Origin of the sequence: Herbaspirillum sp. RTI4, assembly GCF_034313965.1 — a bacterium.
GTDB lineage: Bacteria > Pseudomonadota > Gammaproteobacteria > Burkholderiales > Burkholderiaceae_D > Herbaspirillum.
The window spans coordinates 462,717-481,298 of the sequence record NZ_JAVIWQ010000002.1 but is presented as its reverse complement, the minus strand read 5'-3'; the positions used below and the strand labels follow the sequence as shown (position 1 = coordinate 481,298).

The following is an 18,582-nucleotide window of genomic DNA, read 5'->3' as shown; positions in this document are numbered from 1 at the left end:
GGGGTTCTCCTTCGGAGATTAAGAGGCGTTTTGCGGCAGCGTTATCTCCACTGGCCTGAAGACTGGTGCGAGCATCTCTCGCGGCAAGGGGACCGCCGACGGCACCGACATCGGACCAGGAATGCCGCCGGCGGCGCGCGGGTCGGACGGCGGCATGTCGACCAGTCGTGGCGTAAGCAGATAGAAGCGTTCCATTGCCGCATGCGAGCGGTTGCTGTAACGGAACAGCCCACCCAGCAGCGGAATTTTGGAAAGATATGGCACGCCGGAACGGGTGTTATTCGATTCATCCGTTTTGAAACCGGCGATCAGCAAGCTCTTGCCTTCATCGATGCGCGCCTGCGTGGCGATGGTGCGTCGGCGAACCGAAGGCGTGAGTTCGGGATCGCCATCGTTACTCACGCTGTCGTCGCCGATGGTGAGCGCCACCTGCACCGCAGTGCGGTCGCGTCCATCGCTGCTAAGCCCGGCTTCTTCCACTAATTGCGGCGTGATGCGCACGCTGGTGCCGGCATTGATGCGGTACAGAGAGGCGTCCTGAAAGCCGCTCACTTTGACAAACATATCCTGACTGCTGTCGAGATAGGCTTCCGATTTGTCGAAGGTCAGCACTTTCGGATAGGCCACGAAGCTGGCTTTGCCTGCACCTTCCAGCGCCTTGATGCGGGCGAGGAAAAAATTGCGCAGCGAACTGCCGATTTGCACCGTGAGAACATTTTGCGTCAGCGTTGCTCCCGCGTCGCCATTATTAAACCCGCCCGCCACCGCGCCGCGTGCGCCTTGCCAGTCTATGCCCAGCATGTCGAGATCGTTGGAAGAAATATCGACGATCGACAATTCCAGTTCGACCAGCCGCTGTCGCACGTCGAGCTGTTTGATGAGGCTGCGGTACAGCGGCATGCGACGGCCGGTATCGCGCACGATCACCGAGTTGGTGCGACTGTCGGCAATCACTTCGGCGTCGCCAGTGCGTGGTTCCGGCGCGGAAGGTAGCGGCCCGTTACCGATGTCAATCTTGGGCACATCCACCGTTTCGCCCGAGTGCATTTGCAGCCGCCGGTTATGACCCAGACGCGGAAAGGGCGGCAAGGGTGCGAAGTCGGTGCGTCGGTCGTAACTTGAGGCGGCACCGGGTGGACTATCGCTGCCGCCGCGGAAAATTTTTCGCAGGTTGGCGGCCATGCCGGGCAAGACGATTTCCTGTCCGTTGCGATTGATCTTGATGTCGGCCGCATTGGCATAGCGCAGCGGTATCACGGCGACGTCCAGATCGTCCGGCGAGCCGGGACGCGAAGCGCTGGTTACTACCTGCTTGACGGTTTCAATATAGTGCGGCGGTCCGGCTACATACAGACTGCCGGTGTGCGCATCGAGTCGTAATGCAAACCGGTTATCGCGCAGCCCCAGCTTGCCGAGCGCAGTCAGTACTTGCGCATCGCTGCCGGGGAAGAGGTTGAGGACTTCGCTGCGTACTTCTTCTGCGGCATCGATGTAAAGATAGGTGCCGTCGTAAAACCAGACCAGATTATTGGCTGCGCAGGTGCGTTCGAGGATGGTACGGGCGGATTCGTGGAAACGGCCGCTGACCGTGCCGCCCGCTTTGCTGCTGATAATGGCGACGGTATTTTGCGCCGAAGCCAGCTGTCGCAGAAACGTCGCTACCGATTCCTGCTGCGCGACGATATCGAAAGGGCGACCATCCCATTTCAGCGTTTCTGCCTGAGAGGAGGCCATGCCAATCCAGACGGTGAATCCGATTCCCCATGCAAGCGCATGTATCTTTTTGAGCGTGATTTTCTTTACCGTGGATTTTTCTGACACCGCTTGCGTAGACATATAGGCCTCCGTATTTTTATTCGTTCCTTGTGCTCAATCGTGCTGGCTGGTGTTGGCGGATGTTATTTAATGAGCAGCAGCGCAGGTTTTAGCGTGTCCGATTCCGCTCCATGCGCTAAAACTGCGCATGATGTCTTCATACAGTCGGGTGGCGGCAGGATTGAGCGCGCTGCGTTTTTTTACCAGCATATTGATTGGCGTGGACGGCACTTCGGCGCCGCTGACAGCAACGGTGAATTGTTCGCGCAGCGGATGCTCGGCAAGCAGACGTTCCGGAACGATCATCGCCGCATGCGAGGTCTGCGCCAGATTCAGCGCCAATCCCATCGATGCGCAATTGACGATATTGGGGGCAGCGGTAGCGCAGCCCGCATAGCGCATGTAAATCGATGGATCGCTCACGCATTCATCGACCATGACCCAGCGCGACAGCGAGCCTGATCCGGCCCGGGATGCGGAGTGATCGGCGAGGACGGTCTGTTGGGACGCATGCACCACGACGACGCACTTGAGATCGCAGATGGGATGGATTTCCAGATCGGGAAACGCCTGCGGAACCGCACCGGTCAGGGCGAAATCGAGTAGCCCCTGCGACACTTTGCGCGCGGCTTCGTCGGCGGAAATTTCATGCAGCACCAGATGTGAACCGTTGCTGGTTTCGGAGACACGACCGCAACTTTCTGCCAGTAGCGGCAGCAGGCTGGTCAATGGAGTAACGCCGACGTTGAGTTCCCACACTTGCTGCTTGCGCAGTGCGTCGATGCTATGACGGGCAGCGGCCACATTTTCCAGAATGCCGTAGGCAAACGTGAGCAGCGTCTTGCCATAGCAATTGGGCAGCAGCCCCTTGGGCGTGCGGTCGAACAGTTCGATGCCCACGCTTCTCTCCAGCTCTTTCACGCACTTGCTGATTGCCGAGCGGGTGAGAAACACACGTTCCGCTGCATGGTTGAGCGAGCCTTCGTCGTTGATAGCCACCAGCGCGCGTAATTGTTGCAAGGTCATCATGCGTCCTTTTATCGAGAGAACATCTGCTTGGGCTACGGTGCTTCTTGTCTTGAGCGGGCCTTGCTCGCCACATGCCATCCGAGCTTCTGCATGGCATAAATCAGGACGGATTGCCTGTGATGAGCAGACTGCTTATTTCGCAAAATCCCGCCCGGGCAAATGCCGTAATACAGAATTTTTATTGAAATAATCTCGAATACATTCTAGGCACAAGTGATGTCGCATTGATCACCCCGCATGAACAAAAATCCCAAAACTCGTACTTGAATTATTGGCGGCGAATCGTTTTTCTTTTGTGCCAATCTGCCGTGATGTCGCCCGGAAATGTCGCGGTGGTGTGGAATTTAATTCCATCGACAGTCGATTCATTGTTGCTAATCTTTATTCCAACAAAGCGCGATTGAGGTGTGCGCCTATTTCCTTGTCCGCGCTTCCACCGCACTACCAGATCGGAAATCACATGAACGCTGTTTCTGCAACCGAGACCGGCATGACAAGCGCAGTAGGCCGTCGCCGTGCGCTGCGGATTCGCTGGCGTGAGCGGACCGTGCGTTCGGTCTGGCTGGGCTTGGGCAGCACGCAAATCGGCAGTGCGCAACAGTGCGGCCTGATGATTCGCGACGAGAAATTTCCAGAGCAGGGATTCACACTGGTCTGCGCAGAAACGGCGGCAACCGTGCTCGCGAGCGAGGGCGTTGAGGTGATGTTGAATGGCGAAAAATTAAGTGCCGGACGCCGCATGCTGGCCGATGCCGACCGCATTGCGGTGGGGGACTATGAATTCCGGTTCATGGATTTTCCGGTCAGAAACCGTAGCAGCAGGCGCTGGATCGATGGTCTGCCGTCTGCGCCGATGCTGGCCGTAGTGGTCGCCGCTTTCCTGCTGACACTGTTGTCGTTGACGGCCTATCAATGGTACGACCGCCGGCAAGATGTCGATGAAGCGGCGATCAGGAGCCGCTTTCCTGATGTCCACGTAGTGCAGCGCGATGACGATCATGTGATCGAAGGATTCGTTCATACCAACGCTGAAATGCGCGAGCTCCAGGAGTTGCCGCACGCTTATCGCAAGCTGAGCATCGGTGCGGTGCACTCGGTGGAGGATGTGCTGGAACACGCCAGAAATTATTTTCGCGGATCGGGTGTGATCGTGCAGTACGCCGGTCACGGCCGCTTGGTGTTGAGCGGGATGGCGGTGGATAGAGCGGTCGAGTCGCGCATCAAAACTTATCGCAGCACGTCGGGGTTCGATATGGCGGTGCAGGTCGCATATCCACCGCCCGAATTACGCTTGCCGCGCGATCGCATGATTGTGGCAGGGCGTGATATTCCGGCGCTGCAATCGGTGTATTTCGGTGCCGGCGGCGACAAGTATCTGCTCAGCGCTGCGGGCGATAAATATTATGAGGGGGGGCGATTTGCAGACGGAACGCTGGTCGTGCGCATCCAGCCCAACGAGATTGAATTTCATCGTGCCGATGAAATTTTGCGACTACCGATGGGTGTCGCCGCATCCCCTGTTTCAGCTTCGCGCTTGTAGCGCGCAGGGTCGGCCCGGGACAGTCCCGACGCCGTTTTTATGTTGCGTGTATTTAATCAGGAGAGACAAATGGCCATATCTTCTTCAACAGCAGACGCCGCTGCCAGCGTGGATCAGGGCATACAAAACCTGGATCAACTTACGGAGATCAATCGAAAGTGGGGTGAGGCAAAAGCCAAAAATCAGCTCAAGCAAGGTGTCGACGACATGATGAGCGAAATGGCGTCCAGCATCGGTAAAAAAATGGGACGCCTTAATCCGGCCTAAGTCCTTGTCGGTAATGTCCTTGCTGTTGTCGGTCGCAAGATGGACCGGCAACAGCAGCAAGCAAGTGAATAACAGCGGCAATATTTTTTGATGAATTGTTCTTGAGCGAGGTGGCACATGATTGAGGCTACGCAAGCAGTGGGCAAGGTGGCGATGACGGAGATGGCCGACATGGCCGATATGGCAGCGTCAGAATTGTCGGCATCAACGCTGACATCAACGTCGACGTTAACTTTGAGCGCACCGCCGCAACAGACGGCCCAGGAAAGCGGCAACACAGGTTTCCCGGTGGCGCAGCCGCATGTTGATCTTTCGGCGCATCTGGCGGAGCAGGGCGTCAAACTGAGTGAGGATTTGCATGCTGCGATTGATCGTGCGCAGACCATGATACAGAGCATCGATTTCAATGATCCTTTGATGGCCATGTGGAAAATCACGGACGTCAATGCGCAGATGCAGCAGATCTCTGCCGAGATCAGCATCGCTAACGGCGTGGTGGGAGCGGCGAATAATTTCTTCGGCGCTTTGCTCAAAAATCAAGGCTGATGCTATGTCATCCCTCTTCCGTCCCGCTTTGCTTTTGTCCTTGCCCCTGCTATTGATGGGATGCAAGGAGGATATCTACACCGGCCTCAGTGAGCGCGATGCAAATGCCGCCGTAGTTCATCTCGGGCAGGAGGGCATCAATGCAGAAAAAATCACTGACGGCAAAAGCTGGTCGGTCAGCGTGGATGATGGACAGGCCTTGCAAGCGCTCGGCATATTGCGCAATAACGGTTTGCCGGGGGAACAATTTTCCAATTTGGGTGAGTTGTTCAAAACGCAGGGCATGATCGCCACACCGGCCGAAGAGCGCATGCGTTACATCTATGGTCTCTCGCAAGAACTGGCGCGCTCCCTGCGTGCCATCGACGGTGTGATCGCTGCCGACGTGCATGTCGCCTTGCCGGCAAACGATCCGCTGAGCGATGTCAAGAAAGCAGCGAGTGCCGGCGTCTTCATCAAATTCAATCCGGAAGTCGATCTCGCACCTCTGTCGCCAATGATCAAGGAGCTGGTCGCGCACAGCATCGAAGGACTCACGGAAAACAATGTCTCGCTCACGCTGGTGCCTGCGCTGCGCCCGCAGGGCGCGGTCGCACTGAGTAGCGGGACCGGCATTGCCACCAGAAGTCGGCTGGCGTGGGCCGGCGGTGCCTTTCTGCTCGGCATGTTGGTCGGCGCGGCGCTCTTGTTCTTGCGCCACGCAGGTGGCTTGCGTGATGGGCTGGCCGATTTGCGACTGGCGTGGCATGCCCGCGTCTCTAAAAAACACATGCAGGACACGCCATGAGCCAACTCGAAACACTGGTGCATCAGTTCAACTTCCGGCCGGAAACCTATGTGCATGAAAGCTGGTACGCCGATGACTGGCCCGCCATGTATCGGCAACCGACAGCCTTTCGCACTGCTGGTGTGAAACGTCTGGCGGCGATGTTGAACGCGCAGCACGGATTGAGTCATTGTTATGAGTTTAATTTTTCCTCCCCTGCGCGACGGCTTTTTCTCTTGCCGGGAGACGTGCTGGAGGTGCTGGCAACGGCGCTCGGATTATTGTTTTTTCAGTCGTATGTGCTCGATCTGGCAGGAGCCGGGCGACTCGCTTTTTTGCACGATGGCTTTGGTCGTCGCCTGACGACACTGGTTGCGGTGCGTTGTCCGTCCGTGGCGTTTGCGGCCGTGGCGACGCTAGCGGAAGAGGTGCCATTTTTATCGCTGCCCTCATTGCGCTTGCTGTGCGCCGCGCTGGGTAGGCGCATGTTGCTGACGCTTGCCGAAGGCGAGGGCATTCCTGTCGTCACGCGCACGCGCCTGAAATATGCGCGCAGTGTCCCGGTCGATACGCGCGTGTCTTTTTCTGCGGAAGAACAAAGTCTGGCGACCGAGTTGTGTCTGATGTGTCTGATTCCCGAGGAGATTCCCGCATGGGACTGGCTATTTTATTAAGTACCGACCACGGCAAAATTGTCAGTGACCGCAAGGTTCTGCGGCCCGGCGACTATGGCGCGATTCTTGACGCCGGCGATATTCTGAACGAAGCGCAGGCGCAGGCGCGTCGTCTGGCGCAGGCTGCCAGCGAGGAATATGCGCGTCGCGTGGCGCAGGCCTATCAGGAAGGACTGGCGCGAGCTGAGCGCGATTACTGCGCACGATTGAACGCTCTCGCGCTTGATTCGCATGCGCAGTTATTAGGCTTGCACACGACAGTGGCCAACATTGTGGTGGATGCCGTCAGGGAAATGTTGCACAGCGCCGATCCGGTGCAGTTGTTGAACACCGCGCTGGAAAAAATAGCGCATCTGATTGCGGAAGAGCCGCTGCTATCACTGTTGGTGGCTCCCACGCGCCTGAACGAAGCGCAGCTGGCTGCCGACGCGTGGTGCGCCAGACAGCATCGCGACGTCAGGATGCATGTCGAAGCCGATCCCGACATATCGCAAGAAACCTGCCGTATCCGCAGCTCTATCGGTTTGATCGAAGTAGGGATAGACCAGCAGCTCGCTGCCTTGCGCGCCAGTCTTGATCCGAATGCATCTTCCCACCAACCCGACAATGGAGGGACACCATGCCCATGACGACGGCACAGCAGCTGGAAGTGGAACTGGAAGGGCGGCGGCAAGGCCGTTCGTTTCAGACGCGAGGTCGGGTCAGTCGCGTGACCGGCCTGATGATTCATGCCAGCGGCGTGCATGCCGAGATCGGCGAACTATGCGAACTGCATACGCCCGGTCGGCCGGTGTTGTTGGCGGAGACGGTGGGCTTTGTCCGGCAGACCGCGATGCTGTCGGCCTATGGCTCGACGCAGGGTTTGTGCTGCCTGACCGAAGTAGTGCCGCTCGGCCGGTTGCCGACCTGTGCGGTGGGACAGGCGCTGCTGGGGCGGGTTATCGATGGTTTCGGTCAGCCTATGGATGGCGGCGGGCCGATACGCGTCGAGCGTTTGTTGCCGGTCTTGCGCCAGCCGCCCAATCCACTGCGCCGCGAGATGATTCGCACTGTGTTCCCGACCGGCGTGCGCGCTATCGACGGGCTGATGACGGTCGGGCGCGGTCAGCGCATCGGCATTTTTGCGCCAGCCGGAACCGGCAAGAGCACGCTGTTGGGCATGCTGGCGCAAGGCGCGCAAGCCGACATCGTGGTGGTCGCGCTGGTGGGTGAGCGCGGCCGTGAAGTGCGGGAATTTCTGGAACATGGCTTGTCGCCGGAAACGCGCCGCAAGACGGTACTGGTGGTCGCTACTTCGGATCGGCCAGCGCTGGAGCGGGTGCGGTGTAGTTTCGTGGCGACTACGATTGCTGAATATTTCCGCGATCAGGGACGGAGTGTGTTGTTGCTGGTCGATTCGCTGACGCGGTTCGCGCGTGCGCAAAGAGAGATCGGCTTAGCCGCCGGTGAACCGCCGACCCGACGCGCTTATCCGCCGTCGCTGTTTGCTCTTTTGCCGCTGTTGCTGGAACGCGCTGGGTGTTCCGATCAGGGCGCGATGACGGCTTTTTATACGGTGCTTTCGGAAGCCGATCTGGAGCAGGACCCGGTGGCCGAAGAGGTGCGCTCCTTGCTCGACGGACATATCATTTTGTCGCGCAAAGTGGCTGCTGGCGCGCATTATCCGGCGATCGATCTGTTGGCAAGCCTGAGTCGGGTCATGGAGCATGTCGTCACGCGTGAGCATGTCGATGCGGCCGCTTATGTCCGGAAACTGCTGGCCAAATATGAAGAAATAGAGCTGCTGGTGCAAATCGGCGAGTACCAGCAGGGAGCCGACCCGGTGGCCGACGAGGCGCTCCGGTTACGCAGCCGCATCATGGAGTTTGCCGCGCAGCGCAGTGAGGAGTCGGATGCTTTTGATTGGTCGCAACAGCAGTTGTTGGCGCTTGCTGCGGGAGATGTCGCGGCGACCTCGTCGGCGATTCCCTTTGTCCGTGCGACTGCCGCCATGAATCGGGGGGCCGCATGAGTACCGCCATGTATCGCACCTTATGCGAACTCAGGCGAGTGCGCCAATCCAAGGAGCGGGTTGCCCGTGCGCATGCTAATGCCTGTCGTTTGCAAGTGATGTATGCCGAACAGGCGCTGGAGACGGCTGAAATCGCTTGCCGTGAAATCGCTGCGCACAGTCAGGCCGCAGCACAGTTATTTTTTACGCGCCAGCGCAGCGAAAGCTGGGCCGGTATCGACGCTGAATTGTTTGCGCAGACGCGCAGTGTCCATGCGGAACGGGAGCGGGTCGGTGAGCATCGCTTAAAAAAGGCAAGGGAAGTATTGCGCCAGGCGCAGGCTATTGCGTCGGAGGCGGCGGCGCGGTGGGCGCAGCTCAATGCCGCCGTGGAAAATATAGAACGCTTGCTGAACTCGGTCCGGGCCAGCGATTTTGCCTTGGCCGAAGCGCGTGAGGAGGATGGTCGAGAAGAGGCTTATCAGGCGGGTGTCGAGGCACGCGATGGTTCTGCGGTGATGGGACAAGATATTTTTCCGCATCGTGATGCCGATCGGAAGCCGGACTTCGGCTGAATCCAGATGCTCTCCACCGCCCCTGTCAGCGAAGTGGTCGTATTGCAAGCGCAATTAAGTGCGCTTGTTTCTGCCTTGCCGCGCTTGTTGTCGCTGTTTGTGGTGCTGCCTTTCTTTGTGCCGGCCATCTTTGGCGGTGCTTTGCGGGCCGGACTGATTGCGATGTGCGCCGTGTTCGTCGCTCCGCGTCTGATGGCAGAAGGATTGCCGGCGTTCGGCACTATCGGCTGGTGGTTGCTGGCGGCGAAGGAGGCCGTGATCGGTATTGCGATTGCCTTCGCCTGTTCCACGATATTTTGGGCGATCGAAAACGTGGGCTTCCTGATCGATCTGCAAACCGGCGCATCGAATGCGCAAGTCTACGATCCGATGTCAGGTCACGAAAGCGGACCGACCGGCAATTTTCTGCGTCAGCTGGCGATTGCAGGATTCATGGGGGCCGGCGGTCTGCCTTTGCTGCTGGGGTTCATTTTCGAGAGCTACCGGCTGTGGCCGGTGCATGCCTTGCTGCCGAATGGCAATGAAACTTTGCTGACCCTGGTCGGCGGGGCCACCGGCAACATGTTCGATTGGACGGTGCGACTTGTTGCCCCCGTCATTCTGGTGTTGCTCGGTGCCGAATTGTTGCTGGGCTTGCTTGGTCGCTTCGCACAGCAGTTGAATGTATTCAGTCTGTCGCAACCGCTCAAGGCATTGCTGGCGGTATTCATGCTGAGTCTGCTGTTGCAGGCGGTGCTGCAAGCGGTGACCGGCATGCTCGCTTCACTGCTGCCGGGTGCAGATGGTTTTATGCCCTTGTTGCAGCAATATGCCGGAGCTCGTCATGGCTGATTCCTCCAGCGATAAACCGCATAAACCCAGCGCCAAACGCTTGCGCGACGCACGTCAGCGCGGCGAAGTGGTGCGCAGTGCGGAAGTGACAAGTGCTGTCGTATTTGTGGGTGCGACGGCCTTGCTGGTGTTGTCGATGGGCTTGCTGGTGGCGCGTATCGCCAGCTTATGGATGGCGCAACTGCAAGCGCCGCTGATGCAGGCTCAGGAATTTCATGCGGGAAAAATTGTGCAGCAGGTAGTGCAGGTGTGGCTGCTATCGGTCTTGCCATTTGTTGGCGTTGCATTATGCGCGGCGCTGGTGGGGTCTTTGTGCCAGGTCGGAGGTCTGCTGGTTTTTTCACGGATCAAGCCGGATGTGAGCCGGCTCAACCCGGCGGCCGGAATGAAAAAACTGTTCAGTGCTAAAAACGGCGTCAATACCATGAAGATGCTGATTAAGGTCGTGATGTTGGGTGCGGCGGGTTATTTTTATCTTGCGCATTCACTGGCCATTCCGGTGCGGTCGGTCTACGCCTCACCGTGGACGGTGTTGTATGTCGCCGGACAATGGCTGACGCCGCTGCTGGCCGTGGCGGCAGTAGTGTATCTGCTGATGGCGCTTGTCGATTATCTGTACGAGCGCTACGAGTTCATGAAACAGCAGCGCATGAGCAGCGCCGAACTGCGCAAGGAACAGAAGGAAAATCAGGGCGATCCGCTGATCCGGGGCAAGCGCCGTGCGGCATCCAGAGAGGCGCTGCTGTTCGGTTTGCGTGAGCGTATGCAATTCGCGACGGCGGTAGTGCATAGCGGCAATACCGCCATCGCGCTGGCCTTCGATGGCGGGGTTCACGCCAAGGTGATTGCAAAAGGCGTGGGCGAGGCTGGCGCGCGCCTCCGAGAGGAAGCCAAAGCGCGGCTGGTGCCGATGCGTGAAGATGCCTATCTGACCGACGCTATCATGCGCGCCGTGATGCTTGATCAGCCGCTTGGGGAGCCGCATTTCACGCAAGTGCAGGCCTTGTTCGACTGGGCCGGGGGACGATCATGAGAACGCTTCTGCATGTGCTGCCCATGATTGCGCCAGATCGGGTCAATGCGGTAAATAAAATCAGTCAGGCGCGCTTGTCGGCGCAGGAAGCGGTAATCGATCTGTTTGGCTTGTCGCTGGGCGATGACGGTGACGTGTCGGCCAATGCGCTGTGTTATCGCTTTCGACTGGGAAGCGAGGAAGGCTGGCTGGCGATTGATCCGGCATTCGAGGCGGATTGCCTGGGAGCGGAGGCGGCGTGCATGCCCGAGGCATTGCGTCAGATTTTGTTGCTCGATGCTTGCGAGGCCTTGGTCGTTCGCCTTGAGGTGCAATACGGCGCCGCGTTTTCATTGCTGGATTCACCGACCGGCGGCGGGCCTTCCTTTGCTGATCCGGCCGTTCTTCACCTTCGCTTGCGACGCAATGAAAAAACGTGGCCCTTGCAGGTGCTGTTCGATACCACGCCCGGCCTGGATCGGGCGCTGGCCTTGCTGCCGTCCAGGCGGGTCAGCGGGGATTGGGATGCGGTTCCTTTTTGCGTACGCTTTGAATTGGGCCATACGATTCTTGCCATAGGCGAAGCGCGGACATTGCGTCCGGGCGATGTGATTCGCATTGACGCGCATCCGGTGATCGATGGCCGTCGCATCCTGATCGGAAAAATTGCCGGACTCAACAATTGGGCTGTGCAAGCGGCAGATCATCACGATCAGATAGAAATTCTCGATATAAGGGAGACCCGCATGACACACGACAGCACTTCATTCAATGAGATGGGTAGCGTTGACAGCTTTGACGATCTTGAAATCAGTCTGCGCTTCGAAATTGCCGAGATGAGGATGAATTTTGGTCAGCTCAAAAGTCTGTCGCCGGGACAGATCGTGGAAGTCGGTCAGGCCCTCAGCGGCAGCACGGTCAGAATTTATGTCAACGATGCTTGTCTTGGCGATGGCGATTTAGTCGCGGTTGGAGACCAGTTGGCCGTGCGTATCGCCCGCCTCAAAGGCAACGGCGATGCCTAATTTGCCCGATCCGATTGCGCTGCTGGGGATTGTTCTGCTCCTCGGTCTGGCGCCGTTTGCGGCCATCATGGTGACCAGTTATACCAAGCTGGTGATCGTGTTCGGTTTGCTGCGTTCGGCGCTTGGCGTGCCGCAGGTGCCGCCTAACATGGTGCTCAATGCGATTGCCATTATTTTGTCGGTGTACGTCATGGCACCGATAGGCATGTCGGCCAATCAGGTTTTGCAGCAAAGCGGCATGCTTAACCGCAGTCTGACGACGCGTGATTTGCTGGCTGTGGCCGATGCAGTAAAAAATCCCATGCATGAGTTTCTGATGCATCACACCACGCAACATGAGCGTCAGTTTTTTCTCAAGTCGGCGCAAAGTCTGTGGCCCAAGGCGCAGGCGGCGCAGTTGAGTCAGGACGATTTCATCGTCGTCGTACCGGCGTTTACGGTGAGTGAAATCACCAAGGCATTTCAGATCGGCTTCGTGCTGTATATGATGTTTGTGGTGGTCGATCTGATCGTCGGCACTGTGCTGTTGATGCTGGGGATGTCAATGATTTCACCGACTACGGTATCGGTGCCGTTCAAGTTGCTGTTGTTCGTATCGCTGGATGGCTGGTCGCGGTTGATTCATGCGCTGGTGCTTTCTTACCGGGTTTGATCGGGGCAGATGCTGGTGTGCCATGCGCAGCCATGTGTTACCTTGCCAAATGCGCTTATTGGGGCCGCATTGATGCAGTCGCCTAGGCAAGGTTTTCCACCGAATGAAAGGTAAGGCACCATGTACGACGTATTTCAGACCGACCGCCTGATCGACTTGTGGTTGACGGAGGATATCGGTCACTGCGATCTGACCGCGCAGCTGATGATTGAAGCAGGCGAAACCGGGGCGTTCAACATGCATGCCCGCGAGCCGCTGATTGTGGCGGGCATTGATATCGCGGCACGCATTTTCAAGCGTTACGACCCCTTGCTGGAAGTCGCGGTGCTGGTGAGCGACGGGCAGACGCTGGAAAAGGGCGCGCTCATGCTCACCGTGCGTGGCAGTGCGCGCAGCATTCTGACCGTGGAGCGCACCGCGCTCAATATCGTGCAGCGCTTGTCGGGTATCGCGAATGAAACGGCGAAATACGTGGCGGCTGTGGCCGGTACCAAGGCGCGACTGATCGATACCCGCAAAACCACGCCGGGTCTGCGTATGCTGGAAAAACATGCAGTCGCTTGCGGCGGTGGATTGAATCACCGGCTCGGGCTGGATAACGGGGTGATGATCAAGGACAACCATATTGCCGTCTGCGGCAGTATCGCGTTGGCCGTGCAGCGCGCACGCCGGCAGATGCCGGTGCTGACCAAGCTGGAAGTCGAATGCGAAACGCTGGAGCAGGTGCGTGAAGCGCTGGCGGCGCAGGTGGACGTGATCATGCTGGACAATATGTCGACCACGGCCATGCGTGAAGCGGTCGCTGTGGTTGGCGGAAGCATCAAGCTGGAAGCCTCGGGCGGGATTGATCTGCGCACTATCGGTGAGGTGGCGGCAACGGGGGTGGATTACATTTCCACCAGCAAGATTAATCAGGCGGCGGTGTGCGTGGATATTGGTTTGGATGAGGCGGTGTAAGCGGGCTTTTTGCACACTGCGTTGGTGTTTGGAAAATATCCTCAGGTGAAAGCTGGAGGATATTTTTTTTGAGTCACGGAATCTGTTTTTTCTTAACCGGCGTGTCACCTACCCAGTCCGGATGAGGGACGTACTTGCGCACCTGCTCAGCGAGTTCCTGGCTGTGGTACATGTCCAGGCACTTGAGTAAATTGAACTGGGCATGGGCGTAGCCTTCTACCGGATTGCGGTAATCCCGGCGCAAATAGCTCTCCACCAATTGGTCGGTCGCCGGGTTGCCTTTGTCCTCATCGTAGTAGGTCCACTCCAGGAATCCGCTCTTGCTTATCTCCGCATCCTCACCTGCTGACGATCCTTTGTAGGCCGCAGACAGGCAGCTGGCCAGCGCCCTGTCTTTGTAATTCACTGCGTTAGTGCGACGCGCGGCCGTCATGGTGTCGGCGGCAACGGCGGTGAGCGTTGAGCACAGCACCAAGGCCGTCAATGTGCGGGAGATTTTCATTTGAGCGGCCAAAAGTGCGCCTGACTTGTGCGATAGGTCACGCCCGGCTCGTTGAAATAGCAGTGGTCATAACAGCTTGTTCCGTTGAAGAGGGTGGCATGGCCGCTGGCATCGGTCCAGCCATGCACTTCAAATAAGATAACGCCTTTCTTGCCCGCGAAGGAGCGGCCACCGGCCGGTGGATAGGCAAGGACTTGCGGTGCTCCCCAGCGGAATTTCAGGAAGGCGATGACGTCTCTTACCCGGTAAAAATAGTGCCGATGGTCGCTGCCTTTTTTGGTTTTTCCCGGTGTGGCCGGAATAATCACACCGGACTGGTTCAGGATGTAGCTCATGCGAACGGCGCAAGTATTTCTCCAGGGATTTTTCTTGTCTTGAATATTGGCAGCAACTTCGCCACCGACGATTTGTGCCACTTTTTCACCCGGATTAGACGGGCTGTAAATCTTTTGTGATGCCGCCCATGCCATCACGAATGCTGGTTTGGTCAAATGGATATCCTCCAATGTAAAAACTTGCTTACAGGCGATTGAAAAGCAGGTGTTTTCCGCGCCTTCATTTTCGGCGAACGGTCTACGCCTGCCGGTATACGCTTGCCACCTCGCAAGTAAATAGGGGGTGCAGATTTTTGCATGGGCGGTGGGCTGCGTGGGTAGCGGAGGAAAAAGATAAAACGGAAATTTCGGATGCGTCAAAAATGCAGAGGATGACCAGACAGGCTCCAGCCGGTCGGATTCTCGATTCTCACTTAGTCCCTCCCATCTCTATCCGTACCGAGCCGGTCCCGCCGCATTACACCCGCATCACACCCGCATTTGAATTCCTCCCCAATCTTTATGCGCAAAGTTGATCTGCGCATAAGGAAGCACTTTTATATTCGTTGATGTGTGACTAGCGCCTCCTTAAGCTGGACACATTGTTCAACTTTAAGAGATAACCCGCATGTTTATAAAATGGTCAAAAAAACTGGTGCTCGTTACCTTGATGGCTGCTTCCGGCCTGTCCTCCTTTGCTCGCGCGGAGGCGGTCCCTGCGGAAGTTCGCTTTGCTTACGCAGGCGGTCCGCGCGTCTGGATACTCGGCAAGATTGACGGTTCTTTTGACCAGGCATTTGGTGCCAAGGTGAAGTGGATTCCGTTTGCCTCGGGCGGCGATGTATTGACCTTGTTTGCGGCAAAAGAGATCGATATTGCGCGTTTCGGTTCCAGTCCTGCCGCTGCCGGTATCGCGCGTAATTTGCAGGTCGAGGTGATCGGCGTGCCGGAAATTATTGCTACTAGCGAACGCCTCATTGCCCGTAAAGGAATCGCTAGTCTCAAGGATTTAGAAGGAAAAACGGTGGCCTTTCCTGCTAACTCGACCTCTCAATATGCTTTTGAAGTGGCCATCAAATTGGCAAAAGTGGATCGCAGCAAGATCAAGGCGCTGGCGCTGAAGCCGGCGGAGATTGTCGCGGCATGGAAGCGCAATGATATTGATGCGGCCTATGTCTGGGGTCCATTCACGCAGCAATTGGAGGCCGATGGCGGTAAGGAAATTTTTGCCACACGCGATCTGCAAAAAGACGGCGTGCTGATCTTTAACAATTATGTCGTGCGCAAAGAGTTCGCTCAGAAATATCCGGAACTGGTCGTCAAGTTCTTGCGCGTTGCGCAGGAAAAAGTGAATCAGTATAAAAAGGACCCGGAAGCTTCGGCGCAATTGATTGCCAAGCATCTGGATATTCCGGTTGAAACAGCCCGCAGCACACTGTCCGGTCTGCAGTATCCGTCTATCGCGGAGCAATTGACGGTGGCGTATATCGGCGATGAAAAAACCAAATCGGGATCGCGCATCACAAAGGCGTATAAGGACACGGCTAACTTCCTGGCAGAGATCGGCGATATCAGAAAATCCGACATCCCGGATTCGTATGCAGCATCGATTAATACTGGCTTCTTGCAGCGCGCTTTATCGGGAAAGTGATGCCAATTTTGTCTGTTCAACCTGAATTAAACCTTGCAGCGCCACTGATCGGGAATAAGGCCGCAGAAATAAAAAAACCAACGCTCGTCAGCAATTACTGGCGGCGTTGGAAGTTTCCCTCCATCAGTATTTTTTCTGTTGCCCTGTTCGGGGTGATCTGGCAGCTCTCAGGGACGCTGTCCTGGGTTGACCCTTTGTTATTGCCGCCGCCTAGCGACATTCTGGCGACGGCCAATGACTTGATCTCTTCGGGATACCGGCAGACGCCGCTGTGGGAGCACCTCTTAATCAGCACCGGGCGCGCTCTGGCCGCGTTTGTTGCCGCGATCCTGAGCGGCATTCCGCTGGGGCTTGGTATCGGGCTGTCGCCGACCTTGGCGGCCGTACTCAATCCTTTCGTCCAGTTTCTTCGGCCCTTGCCTAAGATTGCCTTGATTCCGCTGGTGATTGTCTGGTTTGGAATCGGGGAGGGCGCGAAGTTTTTTCTGATTTTTATTTCCTGCTTCCTCAGCATCGTTGTCGGTGCCGCAGCGGCGGTGTTGAGTGTCAGTCAGGCCCGGCTTCGGGCGGCGCAGACATTGGGCGCGACGCCGTTTCAGCAATTCGCCTATGTCGTCTTTCCCAATGCCTTGCCAGAGTTGTTCACCAGTGTCCGTTTGTCGATCGGCATTGGCTGGACTTCACTCATCGCCGCTGAAATGGTGGCGGCGACTTCAGGCTTGGGGTGGATGGTGATCAATGCGGGAAGCTATCTTCGCACCGATATTGTTTTGCTGGGGATTGTTCTGCTGGGTTTGACCGGCTATTTCTTTGACTGGATTCTGGTGAAGCTGCAAAAACGATTTGTGCCTTGGACCGGGAAGGATGCATGAGCGCCTCTGCCCGCATTGCACTGAACCATGTTCACATGCGTTTCCCCGGACCCAATCCCGATAGCGTCGGCAATCAGGTGTTGAGTGATGTATCGCTGGCGTTGGGAGAAAGTGAATTTGTTTGTTTACTCGGTTCCTCGGGCTGCGGCAAGTCAACCATTCTGAACCTGCTGGCGGGATTCGATCAGCCGGATCAGGGGGAGGTACTGGTCGATGGCGTGCCGGTTCGCGGAACCGGTCCTCAGCGAGGAATGGTTTTTCAACAGCCCGCGCTTTTCCCCTGGCTTTCTGTCCGTGACAACGTCACGTTTGGTCCGCGCATGGCGGGTCAGTCCGCCGCGCTCTATCAGTCCGCCGCCGACCGTTTTTTGAGTTTAGTTGGCCTGCAAGATTTTGCCGATCATTTACCTTGGCAGTTGTCGGGCGGGATGCGGCAACGTGTTGCTCTGGCGCGGGCCTGGTTGCCGAATCCGGAAATTCTGTTGATGGATGAGCCATTCGGCGCGTTGGATGCGCAGACGCGTTTGGCGATGCAGGAGTTGCTGATTTCTCTCTGGCAGACCACACGAACGACGATTCTTTTCGTGACCCACGATATTGATGAGGCGCTGTTTCTGGCCGACCGCGTCTTGATCATGTCGGCGAAACCGGGCCGCATTCGCGAAGAATTGCAGGTGCCCTTTGAGCGTCCACGCAGTGTGGAAGACCTGGTTGCTGATCCTGCCTATGGCCGACTCAAGAGCAATATTTTGCACGTGGTGCGCGAGGAGGCGGCCAAGTCTCTTGTTGCTGAGCCGGCCTGATCCCCTCATCCACTGGACCGTTCCTAATGCAGCGTTTGCATCGGCGCGCCGCAGCAGTGCTTGGATTTTTTCCCGCTGCCGCAAGGGCAGACATCATTGCGGCCGACTTTTGGCAGGACGTGATTGCCGCGCTGGCGTTGCGGCGCAAAGTAACGGTAGGCACGGACGAGGCCGGTGACCATTGTTTGCAGGAGCTTGTCGCGCTTGTCCGGTGCAATCGGATTGGGGCGCAGTGCCGGATCGGGATTGTGTTCGTGCATCAATATCAGCATCGGCAGCAGCGGCCCGCCGAATTCATCGATCTCGAACAAGGGCCGCCAGCTGGCCGGGCGGGTGCGCGTGCCGCGCATGAAGCCGCTGGCCCAGTCGTTGCCGTGGATGACGCCGTCGGCCGCGACCAGCAGCACCGGCGAGTAAGGGACGTCGGCACCGTCCCGGGCGCTGTGCAAGGCGCTTTCAATGGCGCTCCAGTGGCGCAGCAGCAAGTCCTGAATTGTTGACGCCTGTTCATTGCTCGAAAAAGCGAAGTCCGGCCCCCATACGCCGGTCAGATATTCGCTGGGTGGCACTGTTTCCGGGCCGCAGATCAGGGCGGCAAAGTAGCCGTCCAGCGATTCCAGATTCAGCGCTGGCGGGCCGATGTCGTCGAGAAATTCGGCCAGTTGTGTAAATTCGTCGTTGCTTAGTGCTTGTGGGGTGTTTGAATAGCTCATGTAGTGAGGGTGTTTTGTTTTATGGGTAATGAGATGGCGGAACAGGCA

At 57.4% G+C, this 18,582-nt stretch carries 21 protein-coding genes; 16 read left to right on the top strand and 5 right to left on the bottom strand.

All coding sequences use genetic code 11. The features are described 5' to 3' along the window. Positions 1-18: 18 nt before the first annotated feature. The gene (gene sctC, locus RGU70_RS02355) at positions 19-1,836 is read right to left on the bottom strand and encodes a type III secretion system outer membrane ring subunit SctC (RefSeq protein WP_322207810.1); all 1,818 of its coding nucleotides are present in this window, start codon (positions 1,834-1,836) and stop codon (positions 19-21) included. A 66-nt stretch (positions 1,837-1,902) separates the two neighbouring features. After that, positions 1,903-2,844, bottom strand: a complete 942-nt coding sequence (locus RGU70_RS02350) for a LysR family transcriptional regulator (protein WP_322207809.1) — start codon at positions 2,842-2,844, stop codon at positions 1,903-1,905. Between the two features lie 460 nt (positions 2,845-3,304). Here RGU70_RS02350 and RGU70_RS02345 point away from each other — a divergent pair, with 460 nt between their 5' ends. The 13 genes from RGU70_RS02345 to nadC all read left to right on the top strand — a co-directional run bounded on the left by RGU70_RS02345 (position 3,305) and on the right by nadC (position 13,679). Then, the gene (locus tag RGU70_RS02345; RefSeq protein ID WP_322207808.1) at positions 3,305-4,384 is read left to right on the top strand and encodes a hypothetical protein; all 1,080 of its coding nucleotides are present in this window, start codon (positions 3,305-3,307) and stop codon (positions 4,382-4,384) included. A 69-nt stretch (positions 4,385-4,453) separates the two neighbouring features. After that, the gene (locus RGU70_RS02340; RefSeq protein WP_322207807.1) at positions 4,454-4,651 is read left to right on the top strand and encodes a hypothetical protein; all 198 of its coding nucleotides are present in this window, start codon (positions 4,454-4,456) and stop codon (positions 4,649-4,651) included. Between the two features lie 117 nt (positions 4,652-4,768). Continuing rightward, positions 4,769-5,197, top strand: a complete 429-nt coding sequence (locus RGU70_RS02335; protein ID WP_322207806.1) for a hypothetical protein — start codon at positions 4,769-4,771, stop codon at positions 5,195-5,197. Positions 5,198-5,201: 4 nt separating this feature from the next. Continuing rightward, positions 5,202-5,984, top strand: coding sequence for a type III secretion system inner membrane ring lipoprotein SctJ (gene sctJ, locus RGU70_RS02330; protein WP_322207805.1), 783 nt, complete (start codon positions 5,202-5,204; stop codon positions 5,982-5,984). Further along, a complete protein-coding gene (locus RGU70_RS02325) occupies positions 5,981-6,637 on the top strand; it encodes a SctK family type III secretion system sorting platform protein (RefSeq protein ID WP_322207804.1) in 657 nt (218 codons plus the stop codon). Before sctJ ends, RGU70_RS02325 begins: the two co-directional genes overlap by 4 nt. Beyond that, the gene (gene sctL / locus RGU70_RS02320; protein ID WP_322207803.1) at positions 6,616-7,266 is read left to right on the top strand and encodes a type III secretion system stator protein SctL; all 651 of its coding nucleotides are present in this window, start codon (positions 6,616-6,618) and stop codon (positions 7,264-7,266) included. Before RGU70_RS02325 ends, sctL begins: the two co-directional genes overlap by 22 nt. Continuing rightward, entirely contained in the window at positions 7,257-8,648 is a 1,392-nt protein-coding gene (locus tag RGU70_RS02315) for a FliI/YscN family ATPase (RefSeq protein ID WP_322207802.1), read from the top strand. Before sctL ends, RGU70_RS02315 begins: the two co-directional genes overlap by 10 nt. After that, the gene (locus RGU70_RS02310; protein WP_322207801.1) at positions 8,645-9,202 is read left to right on the top strand and encodes a hypothetical protein; all 558 of its coding nucleotides are present in this window, start codon (positions 8,645-8,647) and stop codon (positions 9,200-9,202) included. Before RGU70_RS02315 ends, RGU70_RS02310 begins: the two co-directional genes overlap by 4 nt. Positions 9,203-9,208: 6 nt before the next feature. After that, positions 9,209-10,033: a type III secretion system export apparatus subunit SctT gene (sctT, locus tag RGU70_RS02305; protein WP_322207800.1), complete on the top strand. Its 825-nt coding sequence runs from the start codon at positions 9,209-9,211 to the stop codon at positions 10,031-10,033. Beyond that, on the top strand, positions 10,026-11,066 hold the full coding sequence (locus tag RGU70_RS02300) for an EscU/YscU/HrcU family type III secretion system export apparatus switch protein (protein WP_322207799.1): 1,041 nt from the start codon (positions 10,026-10,028) through the stop codon (positions 11,064-11,066). Before sctT ends, RGU70_RS02300 begins: the two co-directional genes overlap by 8 nt. Further along, a complete protein-coding gene (gene sctQ / locus RGU70_RS02295; RefSeq protein WP_322207798.1) occupies positions 11,063-12,070 on the top strand; it encodes a type III secretion system cytoplasmic ring protein SctQ in 1,008 nt (335 codons plus the stop codon). Before RGU70_RS02300 ends, sctQ begins: the two co-directional genes overlap by 4 nt. Further along, positions 12,063-12,722 carry a type III secretion system export apparatus subunit SctR gene (sctR, locus tag RGU70_RS02290; protein WP_322207797.1) on the top strand — a complete coding sequence of 220 codons (660 nt, stop codon included), beginning with the start codon at positions 12,063-12,065 and terminating at the stop codon, positions 12,720-12,722. Before sctQ ends, sctR begins: the two co-directional genes overlap by 8 nt. A gap of 120 nt (positions 12,723-12,842) precedes the next feature. Next, positions 12,843-13,679, top strand: coding sequence for a carboxylating nicotinate-nucleotide diphosphorylase (nadC, locus tag RGU70_RS02285; RefSeq protein ID WP_322207796.1), 837 nt, complete (start codon positions 12,843-12,845; stop codon positions 13,677-13,679). 73 nt (positions 13,680-13,752) lie between these two features. On the opposite strand, the gene RGU70_RS02280 is transcribed toward nadC, so the two are convergent. Both RGU70_RS02280 and RGU70_RS02275 read right to left on the bottom strand, forming a co-directional pair. After that, entirely contained in the window at positions 13,753-14,181 is a 429-nt protein-coding gene (locus RGU70_RS02280) for a type VI secretion system amidase immunity protein Tai4 (protein WP_322207795.1), read from the bottom strand. After that, a complete protein-coding gene (locus tag RGU70_RS02275) occupies positions 14,178-14,876 on the bottom strand; it encodes a type VI secretion system amidase effector protein Tae4 (RefSeq protein ID WP_322207794.1) in 699 nt (232 codons plus the stop codon). Before RGU70_RS02275 ends, RGU70_RS02280 begins: the two co-directional genes overlap by 4 nt. 247 nt (positions 14,877-15,123) lie before the next feature. On the opposite strand from RGU70_RS02275, the gene RGU70_RS02270 reads away from it, so the two are divergent. The 3 genes from RGU70_RS02270 to RGU70_RS02260 are packed head-to-tail and all read left to right on the top strand — an operon-like array spanning position 15,124 to position 17,821. Beyond that, the gene (locus RGU70_RS02270) at positions 15,124-16,146 is read left to right on the top strand and encodes a glycine betaine ABC transporter substrate-binding protein (RefSeq protein WP_322207793.1); all 1,023 of its coding nucleotides are present in this window, start codon (positions 15,124-15,126) and stop codon (positions 16,144-16,146) included. Further along, complete coding sequence (locus RGU70_RS02265) at positions 16,146-17,018, top strand: ABC transporter permease (protein ID WP_322207792.1); 873 nt, start codon at positions 16,146-16,148, stop codon at positions 17,016-17,018. The genes RGU70_RS02270 and RGU70_RS02265 overlap by 1 nt, the downstream gene beginning before the upstream one ends. Beyond that, complete coding sequence (locus tag RGU70_RS02260; protein ID WP_322207791.1) at positions 17,015-17,821, top strand: ABC transporter ATP-binding protein; 807 nt, start codon at positions 17,015-17,017, stop codon at positions 17,819-17,821. The genes RGU70_RS02265 and RGU70_RS02260 overlap by 4 nt, the downstream gene beginning before the upstream one ends. Positions 17,822-17,844: 23 nt before the next feature. Here the strand turns inward: RGU70_RS02260 and RGU70_RS02255 are convergent, their stop codons facing one another. Then, positions 17,845-18,534, bottom strand: coding sequence for a UPF0149 family protein (locus tag RGU70_RS02255; protein WP_322207790.1), 690 nt, complete (start codon positions 18,532-18,534; stop codon positions 17,845-17,847). Between the last annotated feature and the right edge of the window lie 48 nt (positions 18,535-18,582).

Coding starts and splice junctions, on each gene's coding strand:
- sctC (WP_322207810.1), bottom strand. CDS start 1,836: ATGTCTACGCAAGCGGTGTCAGAAAAATCCACGGTAAAGAAAATCACG.
- RGU70_RS02350 (WP_322207809.1), bottom strand. CDS start 2,844: ATGATGACCTTGCAACAATTACGCGCGCTGGTGGCTATCAACGACGAA.
- RGU70_RS02345 (WP_322207808.1), top strand. CDS start 3,305: ATGAACGCTGTTTCTGCAACCGAGACCGGCATGACAAGCGCAGTAGGC.
- RGU70_RS02340 (WP_322207807.1), top strand. CDS start 4,454: ATGGCCATATCTTCTTCAACAGCAGACGCCGCTGCCAGCGTGGATCAG.
- RGU70_RS02335 (WP_322207806.1), top strand. CDS start 4,769: ATGATTGAGGCTACGCAAGCAGTGGGCAAGGTGGCGATGACGGAGATG.
- sctJ (WP_322207805.1), top strand. CDS start 5,202: ATGTCATCCCTCTTCCGTCCCGCTTTGCTTTTGTCCTTGCCCCTGCTA.
- RGU70_RS02325 (WP_322207804.1), top strand. CDS start 5,981: ATGAGCCAACTCGAAACACTGGTGCATCAGTTCAACTTCCGGCCGGAA.
- sctL (WP_322207803.1), top strand. CDS start 6,616: ATGGGACTGGCTATTTTATTAAGTACCGACCACGGCAAAATTGTCAGT.
- RGU70_RS02315 (WP_322207802.1), top strand. CDS start 7,257: ATGCCCATGACGACGGCACAGCAGCTGGAAGTGGAACTGGAAGGGCGG.
- RGU70_RS02310 (WP_322207801.1), top strand. CDS start 8,645: ATGAGTACCGCCATGTATCGCACCTTATGCGAACTCAGGCGAGTGCGC.
- sctT (WP_322207800.1), top strand. CDS start 9,209: ATGCTCTCCACCGCCCCTGTCAGCGAAGTGGTCGTATTGCAAGCGCAA.
- RGU70_RS02300 (WP_322207799.1), top strand. CDS start 10,026: ATGGCTGATTCCTCCAGCGATAAACCGCATAAACCCAGCGCCAAACGC.
- sctQ (WP_322207798.1), top strand. CDS start 11,063: ATGAGAACGCTTCTGCATGTGCTGCCCATGATTGCGCCAGATCGGGTC.
- sctR (WP_322207797.1), top strand. CDS start 12,063: ATGCCTAATTTGCCCGATCCGATTGCGCTGCTGGGGATTGTTCTGCTC.
- nadC (WP_322207796.1), top strand. CDS start 12,843: ATGTACGACGTATTTCAGACCGACCGCCTGATCGACTTGTGGTTGACG.
- RGU70_RS02280 (WP_322207795.1), bottom strand. CDS start 14,181: ATGAAAATCTCCCGCACATTGACGGCCTTGGTGCTGTGCTCAACGCTC.
- RGU70_RS02270 (WP_322207793.1), top strand. CDS start 15,124: ATGTTTATAAAATGGTCAAAAAAACTGGTGCTCGTTACCTTGATGGCT.
- RGU70_RS02265 (WP_322207792.1), top strand. CDS start 16,146: ATGCCAATTTTGTCTGTTCAACCTGAATTAAACCTTGCAGCGCCACTG.
- RGU70_RS02260 (WP_322207791.1), top strand. CDS start 17,015: ATGAGCGCCTCTGCCCGCATTGCACTGAACCATGTTCACATGCGTTTC.
- RGU70_RS02255 (WP_322207790.1), bottom strand. CDS start 18,534: ATGAGCTATTCAAACACCCCACAAGCACTAAGCAACGACGAATTTACA.